This window comes from Escherichia sp. GZ89, assembly GCF_019366485.1.
In the GTDB taxonomy this organism is placed as follows: Bacteria; Pseudomonadota; Gammaproteobacteria; order Enterobacterales; family Enterobacteriaceae; genus Escherichia; species Escherichia fergusonii.
Genome location: NZ_JAEOHX010000001.1, coordinates 268140 through 282690 on the forward strand (window position 1 = coordinate 268140; position 14551 = coordinate 282690).

A 14551-nucleotide genomic window follows, 5' to 3' on the forward strand; every position below is an offset into this window, starting at 1 on the left:
TGTCTTTCTACTGACTTACACAGCGTTCAGACTTGAAAATGGCGGCGTAACCCATACGATGTGGGTTACGCGTAGTGCGTTTTGTTAAACTGAGGTAAAAAGAAAATTATGATGCGAATCGCGCTCTTCCTGCTAACGAACCTGGCCGTTATGGTCGTTTTCGGGCTGGTACTGAGCCTGACAGGGATACAGTCGAGCAGCGTTCAGGGGCTGATGATTATGGCCTTGCTGTTCGGTTTTGGTGGTTCCTTCGTTTCGCTTCTGATGTCCAAATGGATGGCGTTGAGATCTGTGGGCGGGGAAGTGATCGAGCAACCGCGTAACGAAAGGGAACGTTGGCTGGTCAATACTGTAGCAACTCAGGCGCGTCAGGCGGGGATTGCTATGCCGCAGGTAGCTATCTACCATGCACCGGATATCAACGCTTTCGCGACCGGTGCCCGTCGTGATGCCTCTCTGGTTGCTGTCAGCACTGGTTTACTGCAAAACATGAGTCCGGATGAAGCCGAGGCAGTAATTGCTCATGAAATCAGCCACATCGCCAATGGCGACATGGTGACCATGACGCTGATTCAGGGCGTGGTGAACACCTTCGTTATCTTTATTTCACGAATTCTCGCGCAGTTGGCTGCTGGTTTTATGGGTGGTAACCGTGATGATGGTGAAGAGAGTAACGGTAACCCTCTGATTTATTTTGCAGTCGCCACAGTACTGGAGTTGGTCTTTGGTATTCTGGCAAGCATTATCACCATGTGGTTCTCGCGTCACCGTGAATTCCATGCTGATGCCGGTTCGGCAAAACTGGTTGGTCGTGAGAAAATGATTGCTGCACTGCAGCGTTTGAAAACCAGTTATGAACCACAAGAAGCTACCAGCATGATGGCATTTTGCATCAACGGTAAATCGAAATCGCTGAGTGAATTGTTTATGACTCACCCACCGCTGGATAAACGTATCGAAGCGCTGCGGACAGGTGAATATCTGAAGTAAGCGATAGCAAAACAAAAAGAGCGCGTTCTGATTAACGCGCTCTTTTTTTACCTTTTCACTCGAGGTTGTGTGATGCGTAAGCCACTCACTCCCGCCGCAATCACCGCCAGTATTCCGGCAGTCAACAACGACACATGTGTACCGTTATCACCAAATTGGTTCAGCATAAGTGCAACCAGTGCTGCGCCACTGCTTTGCCCGAGTAGTCGTGCTGTGCCTAACATACCACTGGCACCACCGCTACGTTCGCGCGGGGCGGAGGTAATAATCGTATGGTTATTTGGCGACTGAAATAAACCAAATCCTGCACCACAAAGAATCATCGGCCAAATAATATTGATATCGGCTGGTGAGGCAGGAAGTAACACTAAGGCAAAAAGCCCCGAGGCCATAATGATCATCCCTAATGCGCCTAACAATCCTGCATGTACACGCTCAATCAAATACCCGGCAAGTGGAGCCATAACCATGGTAGCTAAAGGCCAGGGAGTGAGTAACAAGCCTGTTTCTACTTCACTTCGACCAAGTACAGTTTGCAGGTAAAAGGGCAAAGAAACCATCGCCAGCATCTGCGCGCAGAAAGAGCAAACTGAAGTGCCAATAGAGAGCGAGAAAAGGGGAATGCGCAGTAAATCAACGGGCAACAGAGGAACTGGAAGGGCGAGTTGGCAGCGAATAAAGAAATAACCCACCACAATCATCACTGCAACTTCCGCAGCAATAAGCGTTAATGATTGTCCCTGAGCAAAACCGCTTAAAGCAGTAATCAACAGACCAAACGTGAGCGCATTCATAATAGCGCTGGGAAGATCAAAACGCGGTTTGCTACCACGAGAGCCATTTGGTGGTAAAAAACGCATCGCTAAAATTAACGCCAGAATGCCCAACGGAACGTTAATTAAAAATAGCCACTTCCATGATGCTACGGAGAGAATGGCTGCGGCAATCGTAGGGCCTGCTGCAGAAGATACCGCCACAATAAAGGAGTTAATACCCATACCGCGCCCCAAAAAGCGTTGGGGATAGATAAGACGAATGAGCGCGGTATTAACACTCATCAACGCGGCCCCTCCAATACCCTGCGCGATGCGCGCCATGGTGAGTAGTTGAAGCGTATCTGAGAGTGCACAAAGCAGCGAAGAAAGAAGAAATGCCACCAGACCAAATTTATAAATTCGTCGGTAACCAAACATATCACCTAAAAATGAGAAGGTGAGTAATGAAATGACAATGGCGATCTGATAAGCGTTAACGACCCAAATAGAGCTGGCAGGTGTGGCGTTAAGATCTGATGCGATGGTAGGTAGTGCGACGTTAGCAATAGCACCATCCAGCACTGCCATTGAAATGCCAATGATGATGGTTAAAATGGCACCGTACCGTTGCGGCAACGGCAGGCCATCGGCCTGAATTTTTTGCATAAGAATCTTGGTCTTCAGGAATTGATAAGCAGATTAATGATTCTAGCATTGATACTGGTGTGGGATGTCGCAGAATTGTAACGAAGCGGCAAAACTTGCATTGCGACGCCAGGATCGTGAATTTATAATAAAATTCGGTTCTGATTTTTCTAAAACACTCGCAATGAGGTGATGAATGGCCAGTACAGATCTGGGTAAACAACCTGATTCTGTTTCTTCCGTGTTGAAAGTTTTCGGTATTTTACAGGCATTAGGCGAAGAGCGTGAAATTGGTATTACCGAGCTTTCTCAACGCGTTATGATGTCAAAAAGTACCGTTTATCGCTTTTTGCAAACCATGAAAACGTTGGGCTATGTTGCTCAGGAGGGGGAGTCAGAAAAATATTCCCTGACGTTGAAATTATTCGAACTGGGTGCCCGTGCATTACAAAATGTCGATTTGATTCGTAGCGCAGATATTCAAATGCGCGAACTTTCCAGACTTACCAAAGAAACCATTCACCTTGGCGCGCTGGACGAAGACAGCATTGTCTATATTCATAAAATCGACTCCATGTACAATTTACGTATGTACTCCCGTATTGGTCGTCGAAATCCGCTCTACAGCACCGCAATTGGTAAAGTCTTGCTGGCATGGCGTGACCATGAAGAAATCAAACAAATCCTGGAACACGTCGAATATAAGCGGAGTACCGAGCGCACCATTACTAGTACTGAAGCGTTACTGCCTGTGCTGGATCAAGTTCGTGCTCAGGGCTATGGTGAAGACAATGAAGAGCAGGAAGCAGGGCTGCGTTGTATTGCTGTCCCGGTATTCGACCGCTTTGGCGTGGTGATCGCTGGCCTGAGTATTTCATTCCCTACACTGCGTTTCTCACAAGAACGCTTGCAGGAGTATGTCGCTATTTTGCAGAATGCAGCGCGGAAAATTTCAGCTCAAATGGGATACATAGGGTAAATATTTCGAGTTGCAGCACATGCAATTTGAAGTATGGCGATTATGACCAATATACTTTTGATATTGAAATTGCAGTCGATAAAAAACCTGCCAGCAGTCCGCGAAGCAGGTTTTAGGGATGCTTTTAGTAAAACGCGTAACAAATACCCCTGTTGATAGCAATAATCATATCAATGAGAAATGTATCCTTACATCTCTTCAGGTTAATAATTAATCGTTATCAATAACGACTGTGCTTTTACGTAAAACCGGGCAATCGCTAAAACCGATTATGCCACTCTCTGTATGAAGATACTGAGCTGTCGATGTACCACGAGCGGTAAGATACTTGCATTGCAGGCCTAGCCCCGCCGCGTTCTGCTTACTTCCCACTAATACCCCATATCCACTCATTAATAAAACAATCCATCCAAGTGCTATCACGGTAACTGTGCGAACGAATATACGCATCACAACCTCTTTTATTATTATGACACTTTAAGATTAGCCTGAGCATGGCACGCAACAAGGCCATAATTCCGAAAAAACACTTTGGTTACAGTTAGCCTCGGTTTAAGTTTGTCGTGCTAGCGTAGAGGAGTAGTTTGTTGATATGGAGCATGAAGTGAAAAAGTTTCGGTGGCTTGTTCTGATCGTAGTTGTGCTTGCCTGTCTGGTGCTTTGGGCGCAGGTGATAAACATCATGTGCGATCAGGATGTGCAATTTTTCAGCGGAATTTGTGCGATCAATAAATTTATCCCCTGGTAATCCTCTTTTTGCATCTGTTGATTTCCTTCCGGTGTGGCGGTGGTAGAATGTTGCGTCTACAGCGAGGTGTGAAATGAACGAAGTATTAAATTCAGGCGTACTTAACTTTGCGTCTTTGATTGTGTCGGTGGTTGTACTGGTCATTGGTCTGGTTTTGTGGTTCTTTGTTAACCGGGCAAGCTCCCGGACAAACGAACAAATTGAGCTACTTGAAGCGATGCTGGATCAGCAAAAACGACAAAATGCCTTGCTGCGCAGATTATGCGAAGCTAACGAGCCGGAAAAGGCACCAGAAGCATCTTCTGAATCGAATGATGAAGAAGATCGAGATGACATTATCCGCTTAGTCGCAGAGCGCTAATGCATTGGTTAAAGTCGCTCGATATCAATGAGCGACATAGAGCCCAACCTGGATAGTCGATTTTATTTGCCACTTGGGCCCTGGGCAATGAGCTAAATAGTCACTTACTGCGCATACGTACCGGTTTTCCGCTCTGCGTGTTTCTAAACTGCCTGCAACAATTAGATTTGTTGGGGCAGGTTCCTATATTTCCCGGACAAAAAGTAAAATGCACTAATTCAGTGCAACAGAAAATATGTTGGTTGAAAGTGTCATCGGGTTAATTTACTCCACGTTCTATCTTTTGCGATCCAGATTCCAATAATATCTCGCCATAATACATTATTATGATTATGCCCAAATTGTGATTCCTGTCATTTAATTATTTGCGAAACGTTTCTCTCACTTTTTTCGAGTAATGTCATCATAGGTTCATTATTCAATGCGATAAAAAGATAACATTTTCTGATGATAGTTAATCAGAAATGAAAAAACATAACTAACGTGAGTTTAAAGAAAAACGATTACTGTTATTATGACAAATTATGCAATCTATAGCATAAAAAGTGATATGTGTGAGCTCTGGCGAGAAGTTGAACACTTAGCCTGGAAGAGGCGAAGTTATTGAGCTATGGTAAAAAAGTGCTTGCTCAGGTCATTCCCTGACATGCAAAAGAAGTAACGGACAAATATATCAGGTCGTGCCCTGACGCATAAGTGTGCGTTAGTCTGCAAAAAATTACCTGGAATTTGTGCGGCTGATCGAGACACGTTTAAAAATGGCTTGCCATAATTAACGTTGTATGTGATAACACGTTTTGGGTTAAACGAGGTACAGTTCTGTTTATGTGTGGCATTTTCAGTAAAGAAGTCCAGAGTAAACACGTTGACGTTGAATACCGCTTCTCTGCCGAACCTTATATTAGTGCCTCATGCAGTAATGTCTCAGTTTTATCTATGTTAAGCCTGCGGGCGAAGAATATACTCTAAGGAATTTTGCAAATGGCAAAGATTAAAGGTCAAGTTAAGTGGTTCAACGAGTCAAAAGGTTTTGGCTTCATTACTCCGGCAGATGGTAGCAAAGACGTATTCGTACACTTCTCTGCTATTCAGGGTAATGGCTTCAAAACTCTGGCAGAAGGCCAGAACGTTGAGTTCGAAATTCAGGACGGCCAGAAAGGTCCGGCTGCTGTTAACGTAACAGCTATCTGATCGAAACCACTGATTTGAGGCGTTAAGACGCATCAATCTCAGCTATAAAGCCTCGCCAGTGCGAGGCTTTTTAACATCTGTATCCGGTGGGTTGTTGTTTGCCGGACCCGTTAATCGCGCTAAACTTGCGGCCTTTAGTATACTGCCGGAGTAGCCATGTCGTTTTCCTGTCCATTATGTCATCAGTCTCTTACTCAAACTCATACCAGCTATGTTTGCCCACAGCGACACCAGTTTGATGTAGCGAAAGAGGGATATGTGAATCTGCTGCCTGTACAACATAAGCGTTCTCGTGATCCTGGCGATAGTGCGGAAATGATGCAGGCTCGACGGACTTTTCTCGATGCCGGATATTATCTTCCTTTGCGTGAAGCGATTGTCGCCATCCTGACTGAACAACTGAGCAAAAACGCCAGTGCAATTCTGGATATTGGTTGTGGGGAAGGGTATTACACGCACGCATTTGCAGATGCGGTTCCCGCAGTTACGACTTATGGGTTGGATGTCTCTAAGGTCGCTATCAGAGCTGCAGCGAAGCGTTATTCACAAGTCAAATTTTGCGTGGCCTCCAGTCATCGGTTACCGTTTGCTGATGCCTGTATGGACGCAATTATTCGCATTTATGCACCCTGCAAAGCTGAAGAGTTAGCGCGAGTGGTAAAACCCGGTGGATTAGTGATCACTGCAACGCCTGGTCCACACCACTTAATGGAACTGAAAGGACTTATTTATGAACAGGTACGGTTACACGATCCACATACAGAAGTACTGGAAGGTTTCAATTTGGTGAAGGGGATTTCATTAAGCTACCCAATGCATTTGAAAGGCAGTGAAGCGGTTGCGTTACTTCAGATGACACCATTTGCGTGGCGCGCGAAGACAGAAGTATGGGAAGAGTTAGCTACCAAAGCTATATTTGACTGCCAGACGGATTTTAATCTTCACATCTGGCAGCGGTCGAATTAACCGTGGAAATGCGTCCAGAGGATCTGGACGCCGATACCTATCAGTACCAGCCCACCCAGAATTTCAGCTTTTTTGCCAAGAATCGGTCCGATAAAGCGTCCAACCATCATACCTAAGGTTGACATAATCAGCGTTGCACAGCCAATTGCCAACGCAGTGGCGATAATGTTGACTTGCAGGAAGGCCAGACCAACACCTACGGCCATAGCATCCAGACTAGTGGCGATAGCAGTGGTTACCAGTAGCCAGAATCCATGCCGGCGACGCGGTTCTTCATCTTCATCGTCACCACCGCGAATGCCTTCAATGATCATTCGTCCACCAAGGAAGATTAGCAAAACAAAGGCAATCCAGTGATTCCATTCGAGGACAAAGCGGCTGGCTAACATTCCCATACCCCAACCAATTAGGGGCGTAAGCGTTTCTACAGCACCAAAAATTAGGCCTGTACGCAGTGCTTCTGAGAACTTCGGCTTATGGAGTGTGGCACCTTTGCCAATCGACGCCGCAAAAGCATCCATTGACATGCCAAACGCAAGTAGAACAGTAGCAGTGATATTCATGACAACATCCTGACCGGGGTATCCATAAAACACACCATCGCCCCCAGCAAACATGCATGTTGCACGATGAGCGGAATTGCCGCGTCAGCATACAGACAGACATAGCGATTGATGTGCATATGGTCTCGCCTGACTGAACTTTTCAGTCCGTACGTGCCACGTTTTGCAACGAGTATGTTGACACGTACATTTCCATAAAATGGAAATTGGCTACTCCCCAAATGAGGGCGCAACCTTAACATATTTTGAGAATATAAAACAACTGTTGGAATATATTATCTCATTGTTTTGTTGATAACGATTTTCATTTAGATTTATATATCAATAAAACGTTAAAATAAATAACAAATAAAGGAAGGTATAATATAGCCTAAGCTATGTCTGATTATTAAAAATACACTAAACATAGCCTGGGCTAAATTTATAACTTATTGAGTGGAAACGAGAAGTTTATAAATTTTTTCAAGATCGTCGATATTTCTTACACGGATTAACAAACGACGCTGTTCTAATTGCATAACCAGCACGCCATCTTCCGATAAGTTCATCGCCTTTATCCGGCTATATTCAATCCAGACATTGGCGAAGAAAAAACCTTTTTGTTTAAAGATGATCTTCGGCACGCGGATCCAGAAAATATAAAAACCCATTAATGCCAGCGCACTTAATAACCAGGTGGTTATTTGCGCACCATGATTTGTGACATTGTTATAGATAAGAATGACAATCAGCCCGACGAAAATAACACTGTCGATGCGACCACGTCGGAGCAAAGGAATTGCCAGCAGGGTAGGGCCGTTGCGGCGGGGCATGATGAACTGATCATAAATGGCAAAGGCGAGTAGCGCGGCAATAAAGAGAATCAGTACCAGTTCCGTGATTGTCATTAATCCTCCAGATAAAAAAACGGGGCCTAAAGGCCCCGGTAGTGTACAACAGTATTACAGTCCCAGCAGGCCGCAAGCGTAACCGGCGATACCAATGACAAAGAAGCCAACAATGATCCACAGCGGATTCACTTTCTTGCGCAGCAGCCACATACAGGCGAAAGTCAGCAGCAACGGTACAAGGCCCGGCATTAACTGATCAAGAATAGTTTGAACAGTCGTCACATGTTCTTTACCCGTCTGGTCAGTGATGCGCGAGACAACCATCGGGATATTAACGTGCGTCCACTTGTTAACTAGCGCCCCCATGACAAACAGGCCGAGTATGGACGCCCCTTCCGTCAGTTTTTGCAGGAAGCCACCGCCCATATCTTTAACGATATCAAGTCCTTTACTGTAACCATATGCCACGCCATAGTAACGGGTTGCCAGACGTACCAGGTTAAACAGGATAAAGAACAGCAACGGCCCTAACAGGCTTCCGCTCATAGCGATACCCGCGCCCAGAGCTGCAAATACCGGACGTACAGTACCCCAGAAGATTGGATCGCCCACACCAGCCAGCGGCCCCATCAGACCAACTTTGATACCGTTGATTGCGCCATCGTCGATCTCTGCACCATTAGCACGCTGCTCTTCCAGTGCCAGGGTTACGCCCAGAATTGGCGCAGCCACGAAGGGTTGGGTGTTAAAGAATTCCAGGTGACGTTTAATCGCTTGTTTACGGGCATCGTTGTTTTCAGGGTAGAGACGGCGAATAGCCGGTACCATAGAGAAGCAGAAGCCCAACGCCTGCATACGTTCGAAGTTCCATGAACCCTGGAAGAGGTTAGAACGCAGGAAGACGCCACGAATATCACTCTGAGTGAGTTTTTTCTCGGTGGTATTTTGAGTTGTATCAACCATTTCGCTCACCTGTTAGTCCAGTTCGTTGTCGAGATCGTTGTTACCAGCAGCCTGAACTGGCGCACCGGCGACGCGGTTATATTTCGGGCTAAGCTGAATGTAGAGCACCGCCATAACGGTACCGATAACACCCAGAGCAACCAGGTTAAAGTTGGTGAATGCTGCGGTTACGAAGCCGAGGTAGAAGAACGGCATCAGGTAGCCAGCACGCATCATGTTGATAACCATCGCATAACCAACAACCACGATCATACCACCGGCAATGTTCAGACCATTGGTCACCACTTCCGGAATCGCATTCAGCATGTTCTGCACTTCGCTGGTACCAACAGACAGCGCAACGATAACGGCTGGAATAGCCACACGCATTGCTTGCAGGAACAGAGAAGAAACATGGATCCAGGAAATCGCTGTCAGGTTGCCGTTTTCAGCCGCCTTATCCGCAGCGTGCTGGAAAGCAACGGTGATGGTACGAACGATAATGGTCAGAACCTGGCCTGCTGCAGCAAGCGGGATAGCCAGTGCGATACCGGCACCGATACTCTGATGACCAGCAATAACCAGAATGGTAGAAATAATAGAAGCCAGCGCGGCGTCAGGTGCAACAGCTGCACCGATGTTCATCCAGCCCAGGGCGATCATTTCCAGGGTACCACCGATAATAATACCGGTTTTCATGTCCCCAAGAACGATACCCACCAGGGTACACGCGATTAGCGGACGGTGGAACTGAAATTCATCGAGGATAGATCCCATACCTGCGACACAGGCTACGATAAATATCAGCACAATCTGAAGAGCGGTAATCTCCATTGTACTTCTCCTGTTAACGTAAGACTAAAGTTCGAAAGCTGATTAACAATCAACAAAATGGTTACTTATCCATTTTGCTGATCAGATCCATCATTTTCAGTTTCGGATCGGTGGAGACCTTACGGACTTCCAGTTCGATACCGCGTTCGTTCAGTTTCTTAAACGCTTCGATATCTTTTTCGTCTACCGAAACGGCGTTATTAACCTGAGTTTTACCCTGACGGAATGCCATACCCCCGACGTTAACAGAGGTAATTTTCACGCCGCCTTCAACAAGACGCTCTACGTCTGTTGGGTTAGTGAATAACAACATCACACGTTCGCCGGCATATTTCGGGTTGTTGTAAACACGAATCATTTTGGCAACATCAACAACGTGAGCTGTTACGCCCGGAGGTGCGACCTGAGTCAAAAGTGTCTTACGTACGGTATCCGCAGCCACTTCGTCACTGACAACAATAATGCGAGAGACGTTTGTTTCTTTAGTCCAGCGGGTAGCAACCTGACCATGAATCAGTCGGTCGTCAATACGGGCAAGCCCGATGACCATATAGTCATTAGGTCCCATCGGTTTTGCGGGAGCCGCAACTTTAGGTGCAGCAGCAGGGGCCGGGGCCGCTTTTGCAGGTTCAGCCGGTTTCGCTTTAAGCGCTTTAACGCCTTCACGTCCGGTTTCAACAGCTAACGCAACCAGTTCATCAAAACTCGGATCGTCATCACGAGCCATCAACGTTTCCACCAACATGGGGATGTTGACACCGGCAATAACTTCATAATGCTCTTTATCAACCACGATACGGCTTGCCGCGTTGAACGGACTACCGCCCCAGGTATCAACAAGGAACAATACACCTTTACTGGTGTCGAGTTTTGCCAACTGCGCGTTGTACTTCTCAATCAACGTTTCGGCATTTTCACCTGGAACGAAATCGATCCAGCCGACGTTTTCCTGCTCGCCTAACAGCATTTCTGCTGTTTTAAGCAACTGCTCTGCAGCCCAACCATGTGTGCCTATAACAATAGCAATGGTCACTTGCTACCTCCTTTATTATCGTTAACACCTCAACGTACAGATGTATTTGTGAATCGCCGTCCATACTCGAATCGATTCAGATAAGGGATACAACGAAAACATATGATTTGCGGGATTTATTTTAGATATCGAAAAAATTAATTTATGTGATGAAGATCCGCAAATCAGCTTTCGATTAAGATAAATTTCGAAAGACAAAATATCTCTGTTAAATCTTAGTGCAAAGGAAGGTAAATCTTTGCCAAAAACTAATTGTCTCTGTTATGTTTAGCTTCCGTTTAATAACTTAGGAGTATAGGGCAGTAGCCCGCTGTATGGATCGTCACCGACGTCTTTTCATCTTCAGGCCGCAAAACGCCTGCCATTCTGGCAACTTTTGCCACTCTACTTATTTGCCTAAAGCTGTATCGCCTGCGTTAATCCTGGCGTCAATTTGTCATTCCTTAAGCAGGAGCTTGTCATGGAATTCTTAATGGACCCCTCGATATGGGCGGGTTTGCTCACGCTTGTCGTTCTCGAGATTGTTCTCGGGATCGATAATCTGGTCTTCATCGCCATTCTTGCCGACAAACTGCCACCAAAACAGCGTGATAAAGCGCGCTTACTGGGTTTATCGCTGGCGTTAATCATGCGTCTGGCGTTGTTGTCGATTATTTCGTGGATGGTGACGCTAACTAAGCCGCTGTTCTCAGTAATGGATTTCACCTTCTCAGGGCGTGACCTGATCATGCTGTTGGGGGGGATATTCTTATTGTTCAAAGCCACAACGGAATTGCATGAACGGCTGGAGAATCGCGAGCATGACTCCGGGCATGGCAAAGGTTATGCCAGCTTCTGGGTAGTGGTAACGCAAATTGTCATTCTGGACGCCGTGTTCTCACTTGATGCTGTAATTACTGCTGTAGGGATGGTAAACCATCTGCCGGTAATGATGGCTGCCGTCGTGATAGCGATGGCTGTAATGCTCCTGGCCTCGAAACCGCTGACACGTTTCGTCAACCAACATCCCACGGTTGTGGTGCTCTGCCTGAGCTTCCTGTTGATGATTGGTCTGAGTCTGGTCGCGGAAGGTTTCGGCTTCCATATTCCGAAAGGTTACCTGTACGCGGCGATTGGTTTCTCGATCATCATCGAAGTGTTTAACCAGATTGCACGTCGTAACTTTATTCGCCACCAGTCAACTTTGCCTTTGCGGGCGCGTACTGCGGATGCCATTTTGCGATTGATGGGTGGAAAACGTCAGGTAAATGTTCAGCACGATGGCGACAATCAGGTGGCAATACCGGTACCAGAAGGTGCATTTGCGGAAGAAGAACGGTATATGATCAACGGAGTGTTGACTCTGGCTTCACGTTCTCTGCGTGGCATTATGACGCCGCGCGGCGAAATAAGTTGGGTTGATGCCAACCTGAGTGTCGACGAAATCCGTCAGCAATTGCTCTCTTCTCCTCATAGTCTGTTCCCGGTTTGTCGCGGTGAACTGGATGAAATCATCGGTATTGTGCGTGCCAAAGAGTTGCTGGTGGCATTGGAAGAAGGAGTGGATGTTGCGGCAATTGCTTCGGCTTCTCCGGCCATTGTCGTGCCAGAAACTCTCGACCCAATCAACCTGTTGGGCGTTTTGCGCCGTGCTCGTGGTAGTTTTGTTATCGTGACTAACGAGTTTGGCGTAGTTCAGGGGCTGGTTACACCGCTGGATGTGCTGGAAGCGATAGCTGGTGAGTTCCCGGATGCTGACGAAACGCCAGAAATTATCACTGATGGCGACGGCTGGCTGGTTAAAGGCGGAACGGATTTACATGCCTTACAGCAAGCCCTGGCGGTAGATCACCTGGTTGATGACGATGATGATATCGCTACCGTTGCTGGCCTGGTGATTGCCGCAAATGGTCACATTCCCCGTATTGGTGATGTGATTGACGTTGGACCGTTGCATATCACTATTGTTGAAGCTAACGACTATCGCGTTGATTTGGTTCGTATTGTTAAAGATAAACCGCTCAACGACGAAGACGAGTAACGCTAACGTAATGGCATGACGGGGGTAACATGCCCGTTATGCCGGGTGCCCGGGGGCTGGCTTCCTGCCAGCCATTTGGGAAAATCGCGCAGTGGCATTGGCTGCGCGTATAAATAACCTTGCAAAATATGTACGCCGTGCTGGCGTAAATACTTCGCCTGTTGTTGGGTTTCCACGCCTTCCGCCACCAGTTCAATATTTAGCCGTTGCCCTAGGGCAATAATAATATCGGTTACCGTAGAGTTAACGGCATCTGAACCAATTGCAGCGGTGAATGATTTATCAATTTTCAACACATCCGGCCGTAGTGTTTCCAGCCAGGAAAACGAGCTATTGCCCGTACCAAAATCATCAATTGCCAGCTTAACATTTTTACGATGCAACTCACGTGCTATACGGTAATCCACATCCAGCAAAGCATCACGCTCTGTTATTTCGAGAATGAGCTGCTGAATCGGGTTTGCACTGAACCAGTATTGATTGAGATCTTTTAATAACACCCCCCGGCGAAAGTGACTGGGGGCAACGTTAATACCAATATGAAACTGGTTATTCATTGGAAATACATGCCGCTGACGAATAGTTTCCATCATCACGTAGCGAGTCAGTGGCACAATTAAATGGTGTTCTTCCGCAATAGGGATAAAGACATCTGGCGAAATCCAGCCCTGACGTGGATTATTCCAGCGCAACAAAATTTCAACGCCGATACATTGCTGACTCCTTGCATTAAGCAGAGGCTGGCAAAACAGTTCAAACTCTCTCTGTGCAAGACCCAGATGTATTTCACGGTAAAAACTCATCCGATGGGCCGTTGCCAGCCAGGTCATGTAACCCACAAGTAAACTCAGTAATAACGCCAGAGGTAATTGTGAGGGGAGATTTTTAAGTGCCAACGCTGTAGCGCCGGGGCCATCCACACTAATCGTGAAAGGAAAATTGTGCGAAGAAACTTGATAGCGCCTTTCGTCGTTCAGGGGAGGCAATGAATCCACAATACCATTGGCATAGAGCAAATGGCGATCAGCTACTGTCAGAGTGGCGCTGGTAATTTGTGGTGACTGCGGCTCAAGTAACATTGTCGTTAACAACTCGATATTGATCATCTCCAGCACCCCGTCTTGCGCGTTAGCCGCAGAGGGATACCATTGAATCAGTACCGGGCTGCCTTTAATGAGAACGTGATCTATCGTCAAACGAAGTAAAGCCTGCCTGGCTGGTAAATCGGCCTGAATCTCGCGGACAGGGACATTGCGGTAGCCAAAAATACTGGAACAATAAAGCGTACCATTTTGCACCAGACCGATAGATCGCACGGTTTGTAACTTCGCTGCCTGTTTGCGCAAAGGCAAATGGCTGACTGAGCAGGGCAGGCCAATCAACTGTAACAAGACATCACGTCCGGATTGCAAAGGAAACAAGACGTTATCCAGCTCTTCCACCGCATGATTAGCAAACACCACCACCCGCTGCTGATTTAAGTTCCGCTGTGAAATAAATCGTACGCTTAATGTAGTGATAAGCGTAAAGAGTGCGCAAATTGTACAAACAATCATTCGATTACGGCGATAGGTTTTAATGATCCGTTGTGCTTTTTTGCATGCGGGCCACCCTGTAAGCGTATGGCGACAAATGCCTGACGCAACAGTGGAAGTGTAGTGGGGAAAATTACAGCAGACGAGAAAGCAGGGGTA

The 14551-nt window shown here is 46.7% G+C and carries 18 protein-coding genes; 9 read left to right on the forward strand and 9 right to left on the reverse strand.

Annotated elements, in window-relative coordinates; genetic code table 11:
- Positions 1 to 108: 108 nt before the first annotated feature.
- Positions 109 to 990 carry a protease HtpX gene (gene htpX, locus K0335_RS01305; protein ID WP_000984509.1) on the forward strand — a complete coding sequence of 294 codons (882 nt, stop codon included), beginning with the start codon at positions 109 to 111 and terminating at the stop codon, positions 988 to 990.
- Positions 991 to 1037: 47 nt separating this feature from the next.
- On the opposite strand, the gene K0335_RS01310 is transcribed toward htpX, so the two are convergent.
- Positions 1038 to 2411, reverse strand: coding sequence for an MFS transporter (locus tag K0335_RS01310; RefSeq protein WP_219393697.1), 1374 nt, complete (start codon positions 2409 to 2411; stop codon positions 1038 to 1040).
- 175 nt (positions 2412 to 2586) lie between these two features.
- Here K0335_RS01310 and kdgR point away from each other — a divergent pair, with 175 nt between their 5' ends.
- Complete coding sequence (kdgR, locus tag K0335_RS01315; RefSeq protein WP_000168755.1) at positions 2587 to 3369, forward strand: DNA-binding transcriptional regulator KdgR; 783 nt, start codon at positions 2587 to 2589, stop codon at positions 3367 to 3369.
- A 210-nt stretch (positions 3370 to 3579) separates the two neighbouring features.
- On the opposite strand, the gene K0335_RS01320 is transcribed toward kdgR, so the two are convergent.
- Positions 3580 to 3819, reverse strand: a complete 240-nt coding sequence (locus K0335_RS01320; RefSeq protein ID WP_001219155.1) for a YobH family protein — start codon at positions 3817 to 3819, stop codon at positions 3580 to 3582.
- 154 nt (positions 3820 to 3973) lie between these two features.
- Between K0335_RS01320 and mgrB the strand changes: the two genes are divergently transcribed.
- The 5 genes from mgrB to rlmA all read left to right on the forward strand — a co-directional run bounded on the left by mgrB (position 3974) and on the right by rlmA (position 6635).
- Positions 3974 to 4117, forward strand: coding sequence for a PhoP/PhoQ regulator MgrB (gene mgrB / locus K0335_RS01325; protein ID WP_024256427.1), 144 nt, complete (start codon positions 3974 to 3976; stop codon positions 4115 to 4117).
- Between the two features lie 73 nt (positions 4118 to 4190).
- The gene (locus K0335_RS01330; protein WP_001006712.1) at positions 4191 to 4478 is read left to right on the forward strand and encodes a YebO family protein; all 288 of its coding nucleotides are present in this window, start codon (positions 4191 to 4193) and stop codon (positions 4476 to 4478) included.
- 825 nt (positions 4479 to 5303) lie between these two features.
- The gene (locus K0335_RS01335; protein WP_015953346.1) at positions 5304 to 5447 is read left to right on the forward strand and encodes a DUF2627 domain-containing protein; all 144 of its coding nucleotides are present in this window, start codon (positions 5304 to 5306) and stop codon (positions 5445 to 5447) included.
- Between the two features lie 12 nt (positions 5448 to 5459).
- The gene (gene cspE, locus K0335_RS01340) at positions 5460 to 5669 is read left to right on the forward strand and encodes a transcription antiterminator/RNA stability regulator CspE (protein WP_001062678.1); all 210 of its coding nucleotides are present in this window, start codon (positions 5460 to 5462) and stop codon (positions 5667 to 5669) included.
- Between the two features lie 156 nt (positions 5670 to 5825).
- Complete coding sequence (gene rlmA / locus K0335_RS01345) at positions 5826 to 6635, forward strand: 23S rRNA (guanine(745)-N(1))-methyltransferase (RefSeq protein WP_104919672.1); 810 nt, start codon at positions 5826 to 5828, stop codon at positions 6633 to 6635.
- Here rlmA and mntP read toward each other — a convergent pair.
- The 6 genes from mntP to manX form a co-directional block, all read right to left on the reverse strand.
- The gene (gene mntP / locus K0335_RS01350) at positions 6632 to 7198 is read right to left on the reverse strand and encodes a manganese efflux pump MntP (RefSeq protein WP_002431582.1); all 567 of its coding nucleotides are present in this window, start codon (positions 7196 to 7198) and stop codon (positions 6632 to 6634) included. The genes rlmA and mntP overlap by 4 nt on opposite strands.
- Positions 7195 to 7317: a hypothetical protein gene (locus tag K0335_RS22400; RefSeq protein ID WP_024256429.1), complete on the reverse strand. Its 123-nt coding sequence runs from the start codon at positions 7315 to 7317 to the stop codon at positions 7195 to 7197. The genes mntP and K0335_RS22400 overlap by 4 nt, the downstream gene beginning before the upstream one ends.
- Positions 7318 to 7626: 309 nt before the next feature.
- On the reverse strand, positions 7627 to 8085 hold the full coding sequence (locus K0335_RS01355) for a DUF986 family protein (RefSeq protein WP_000156309.1): 459 nt from the start codon (positions 8083 to 8085) through the stop codon (positions 7627 to 7629).
- Between the two features lie 54 nt (positions 8086 to 8139).
- A complete protein-coding gene (gene manZ, locus K0335_RS01360; RefSeq protein WP_002431581.1) occupies positions 8140 to 8991 on the reverse strand; it encodes a PTS mannose transporter subunit IID in 852 nt (283 codons plus the stop codon).
- Between the two features lie 12 nt (positions 8992 to 9003).
- Positions 9004 to 9804: a PTS mannose transporter subunit IIC gene (gene manY / locus K0335_RS01365; protein ID WP_000406455.1), complete on the reverse strand. Its 801-nt coding sequence runs from the start codon at positions 9802 to 9804 to the stop codon at positions 9004 to 9006.
- A gap of 61 nt (positions 9805 to 9865) precedes the next feature.
- Entirely contained in the window at positions 9866 to 10837 is a 972-nt protein-coding gene (manX, locus tag K0335_RS01370) for a PTS mannose transporter subunit IIAB (RefSeq protein WP_000150517.1), read from the reverse strand.
- A 314-nt stretch (positions 10838 to 11151) separates the two neighbouring features.
- On the opposite strand from manX, the gene K0335_RS22675 reads away from it, so the two are divergent.
- Complete coding sequence (locus K0335_RS22675) at positions 11152 to 11310, forward strand: hypothetical protein (RefSeq protein WP_370918230.1); 159 nt, start codon at positions 11152 to 11154, stop codon at positions 11308 to 11310.
- Positions 11298 to 12857 carry a CNNM family cation transport protein YoaE gene (gene yoaE, locus K0335_RS01375; protein WP_000394965.1) on the forward strand — a complete coding sequence of 520 codons (1560 nt, stop codon included), beginning with the start codon at positions 11298 to 11300 and terminating at the stop codon, positions 12855 to 12857. Before K0335_RS22675 ends, yoaE begins: the two co-directional genes overlap by 13 nt.
- 2 nt (positions 12858 to 12859) lie before the next feature.
- Here the strand turns inward: yoaE and K0335_RS01380 are convergent, their stop codons facing one another.
- Positions 12860 to 14413: an EAL domain-containing protein gene (locus tag K0335_RS01380; RefSeq protein ID WP_219393698.1), complete on the reverse strand. Its 1554-nt coding sequence runs from the start codon at positions 14411 to 14413 to the stop codon at positions 12860 to 12862.
- Positions 14414 to 14551: the final 138 nt, after the last annotated feature.

Coding starts and splice junctions, on each gene's coding strand:
- K0335_RS22400 (WP_024256429.1), bottom strand. CDS start 7,317: ATGCACATCAATCGCTATGTCTGTCTGTATGCTGACGCGGCAATTCCG.
- yoaE (WP_000394965.1), top strand. CDS start 11,298: ATGGAATTCTTAATGGACCCCTCGATATGGGCGGGTTTGCTCACGCTT.
- K0335_RS22675 (WP_370918230.1), top strand. CDS start 11,152: ATGGATCGTCACCGACGTCTTTTCATCTTCAGGCCGCAAAACGCCTGC.
- rlmA (WP_104919672.1), top strand. CDS start 5,826: ATGTCGTTTTCCTGTCCATTATGTCATCAGTCTCTTACTCAAACTCAT.
- K0335_RS01380 (WP_219393698.1), bottom strand. CDS start 14,413: ATGATTGTTTGTACAATTTGCGCACTCTTTACGCTTATCACTACATTA.
- K0335_RS01330 (WP_001006712.1), top strand. CDS start 4,191: ATGAACGAAGTATTAAATTCAGGCGTACTTAACTTTGCGTCTTTGATT.
- K0335_RS01335 (WP_015953346.1), top strand. CDS start 5,304: ATGTGTGGCATTTTCAGTAAAGAAGTCCAGAGTAAACACGTTGACGTT.
- kdgR (WP_000168755.1), top strand. CDS start 2,587: ATGGCCAGTACAGATCTGGGTAAACAACCTGATTCTGTTTCTTCCGTG.
- htpX (WP_000984509.1), top strand. CDS start 109: ATGATGCGAATCGCGCTCTTCCTGCTAACGAACCTGGCCGTTATGGTC.
- K0335_RS01355 (WP_000156309.1), bottom strand. CDS start 8,085: ATGACAATCACGGAACTGGTACTGATTCTCTTTATTGCCGCGCTACTC.
- manZ (WP_002431581.1), bottom strand. CDS start 8,991: ATGGTTGATACAACTCAAAATACCACCGAGAAAAAACTCACTCAGAGT.
- manY (WP_000406455.1), bottom strand. CDS start 9,804: ATGGAGATTACCGCTCTTCAGATTGTGCTGATATTTATCGTAGCCTGT.
- mntP (WP_002431582.1), bottom strand. CDS start 7,198: ATGAATATCACTGCTACTGTTCTACTTGCGTTTGGCATGTCAATGGAT.
- cspE (WP_001062678.1), top strand. CDS start 5,460: ATGGCAAAGATTAAAGGTCAAGTTAAGTGGTTCAACGAGTCAAAAGGT.
- K0335_RS01320 (WP_001219155.1), bottom strand. CDS start 3,819: ATGCGTATATTCGTTCGCACAGTTACCGTGATAGCACTTGGATGGATT.
- K0335_RS01310 (WP_219393697.1), bottom strand. CDS start 2,411: ATGCAAAAAATTCAGGCCGATGGCCTGCCGTTGCCGCAACGGTACGGT.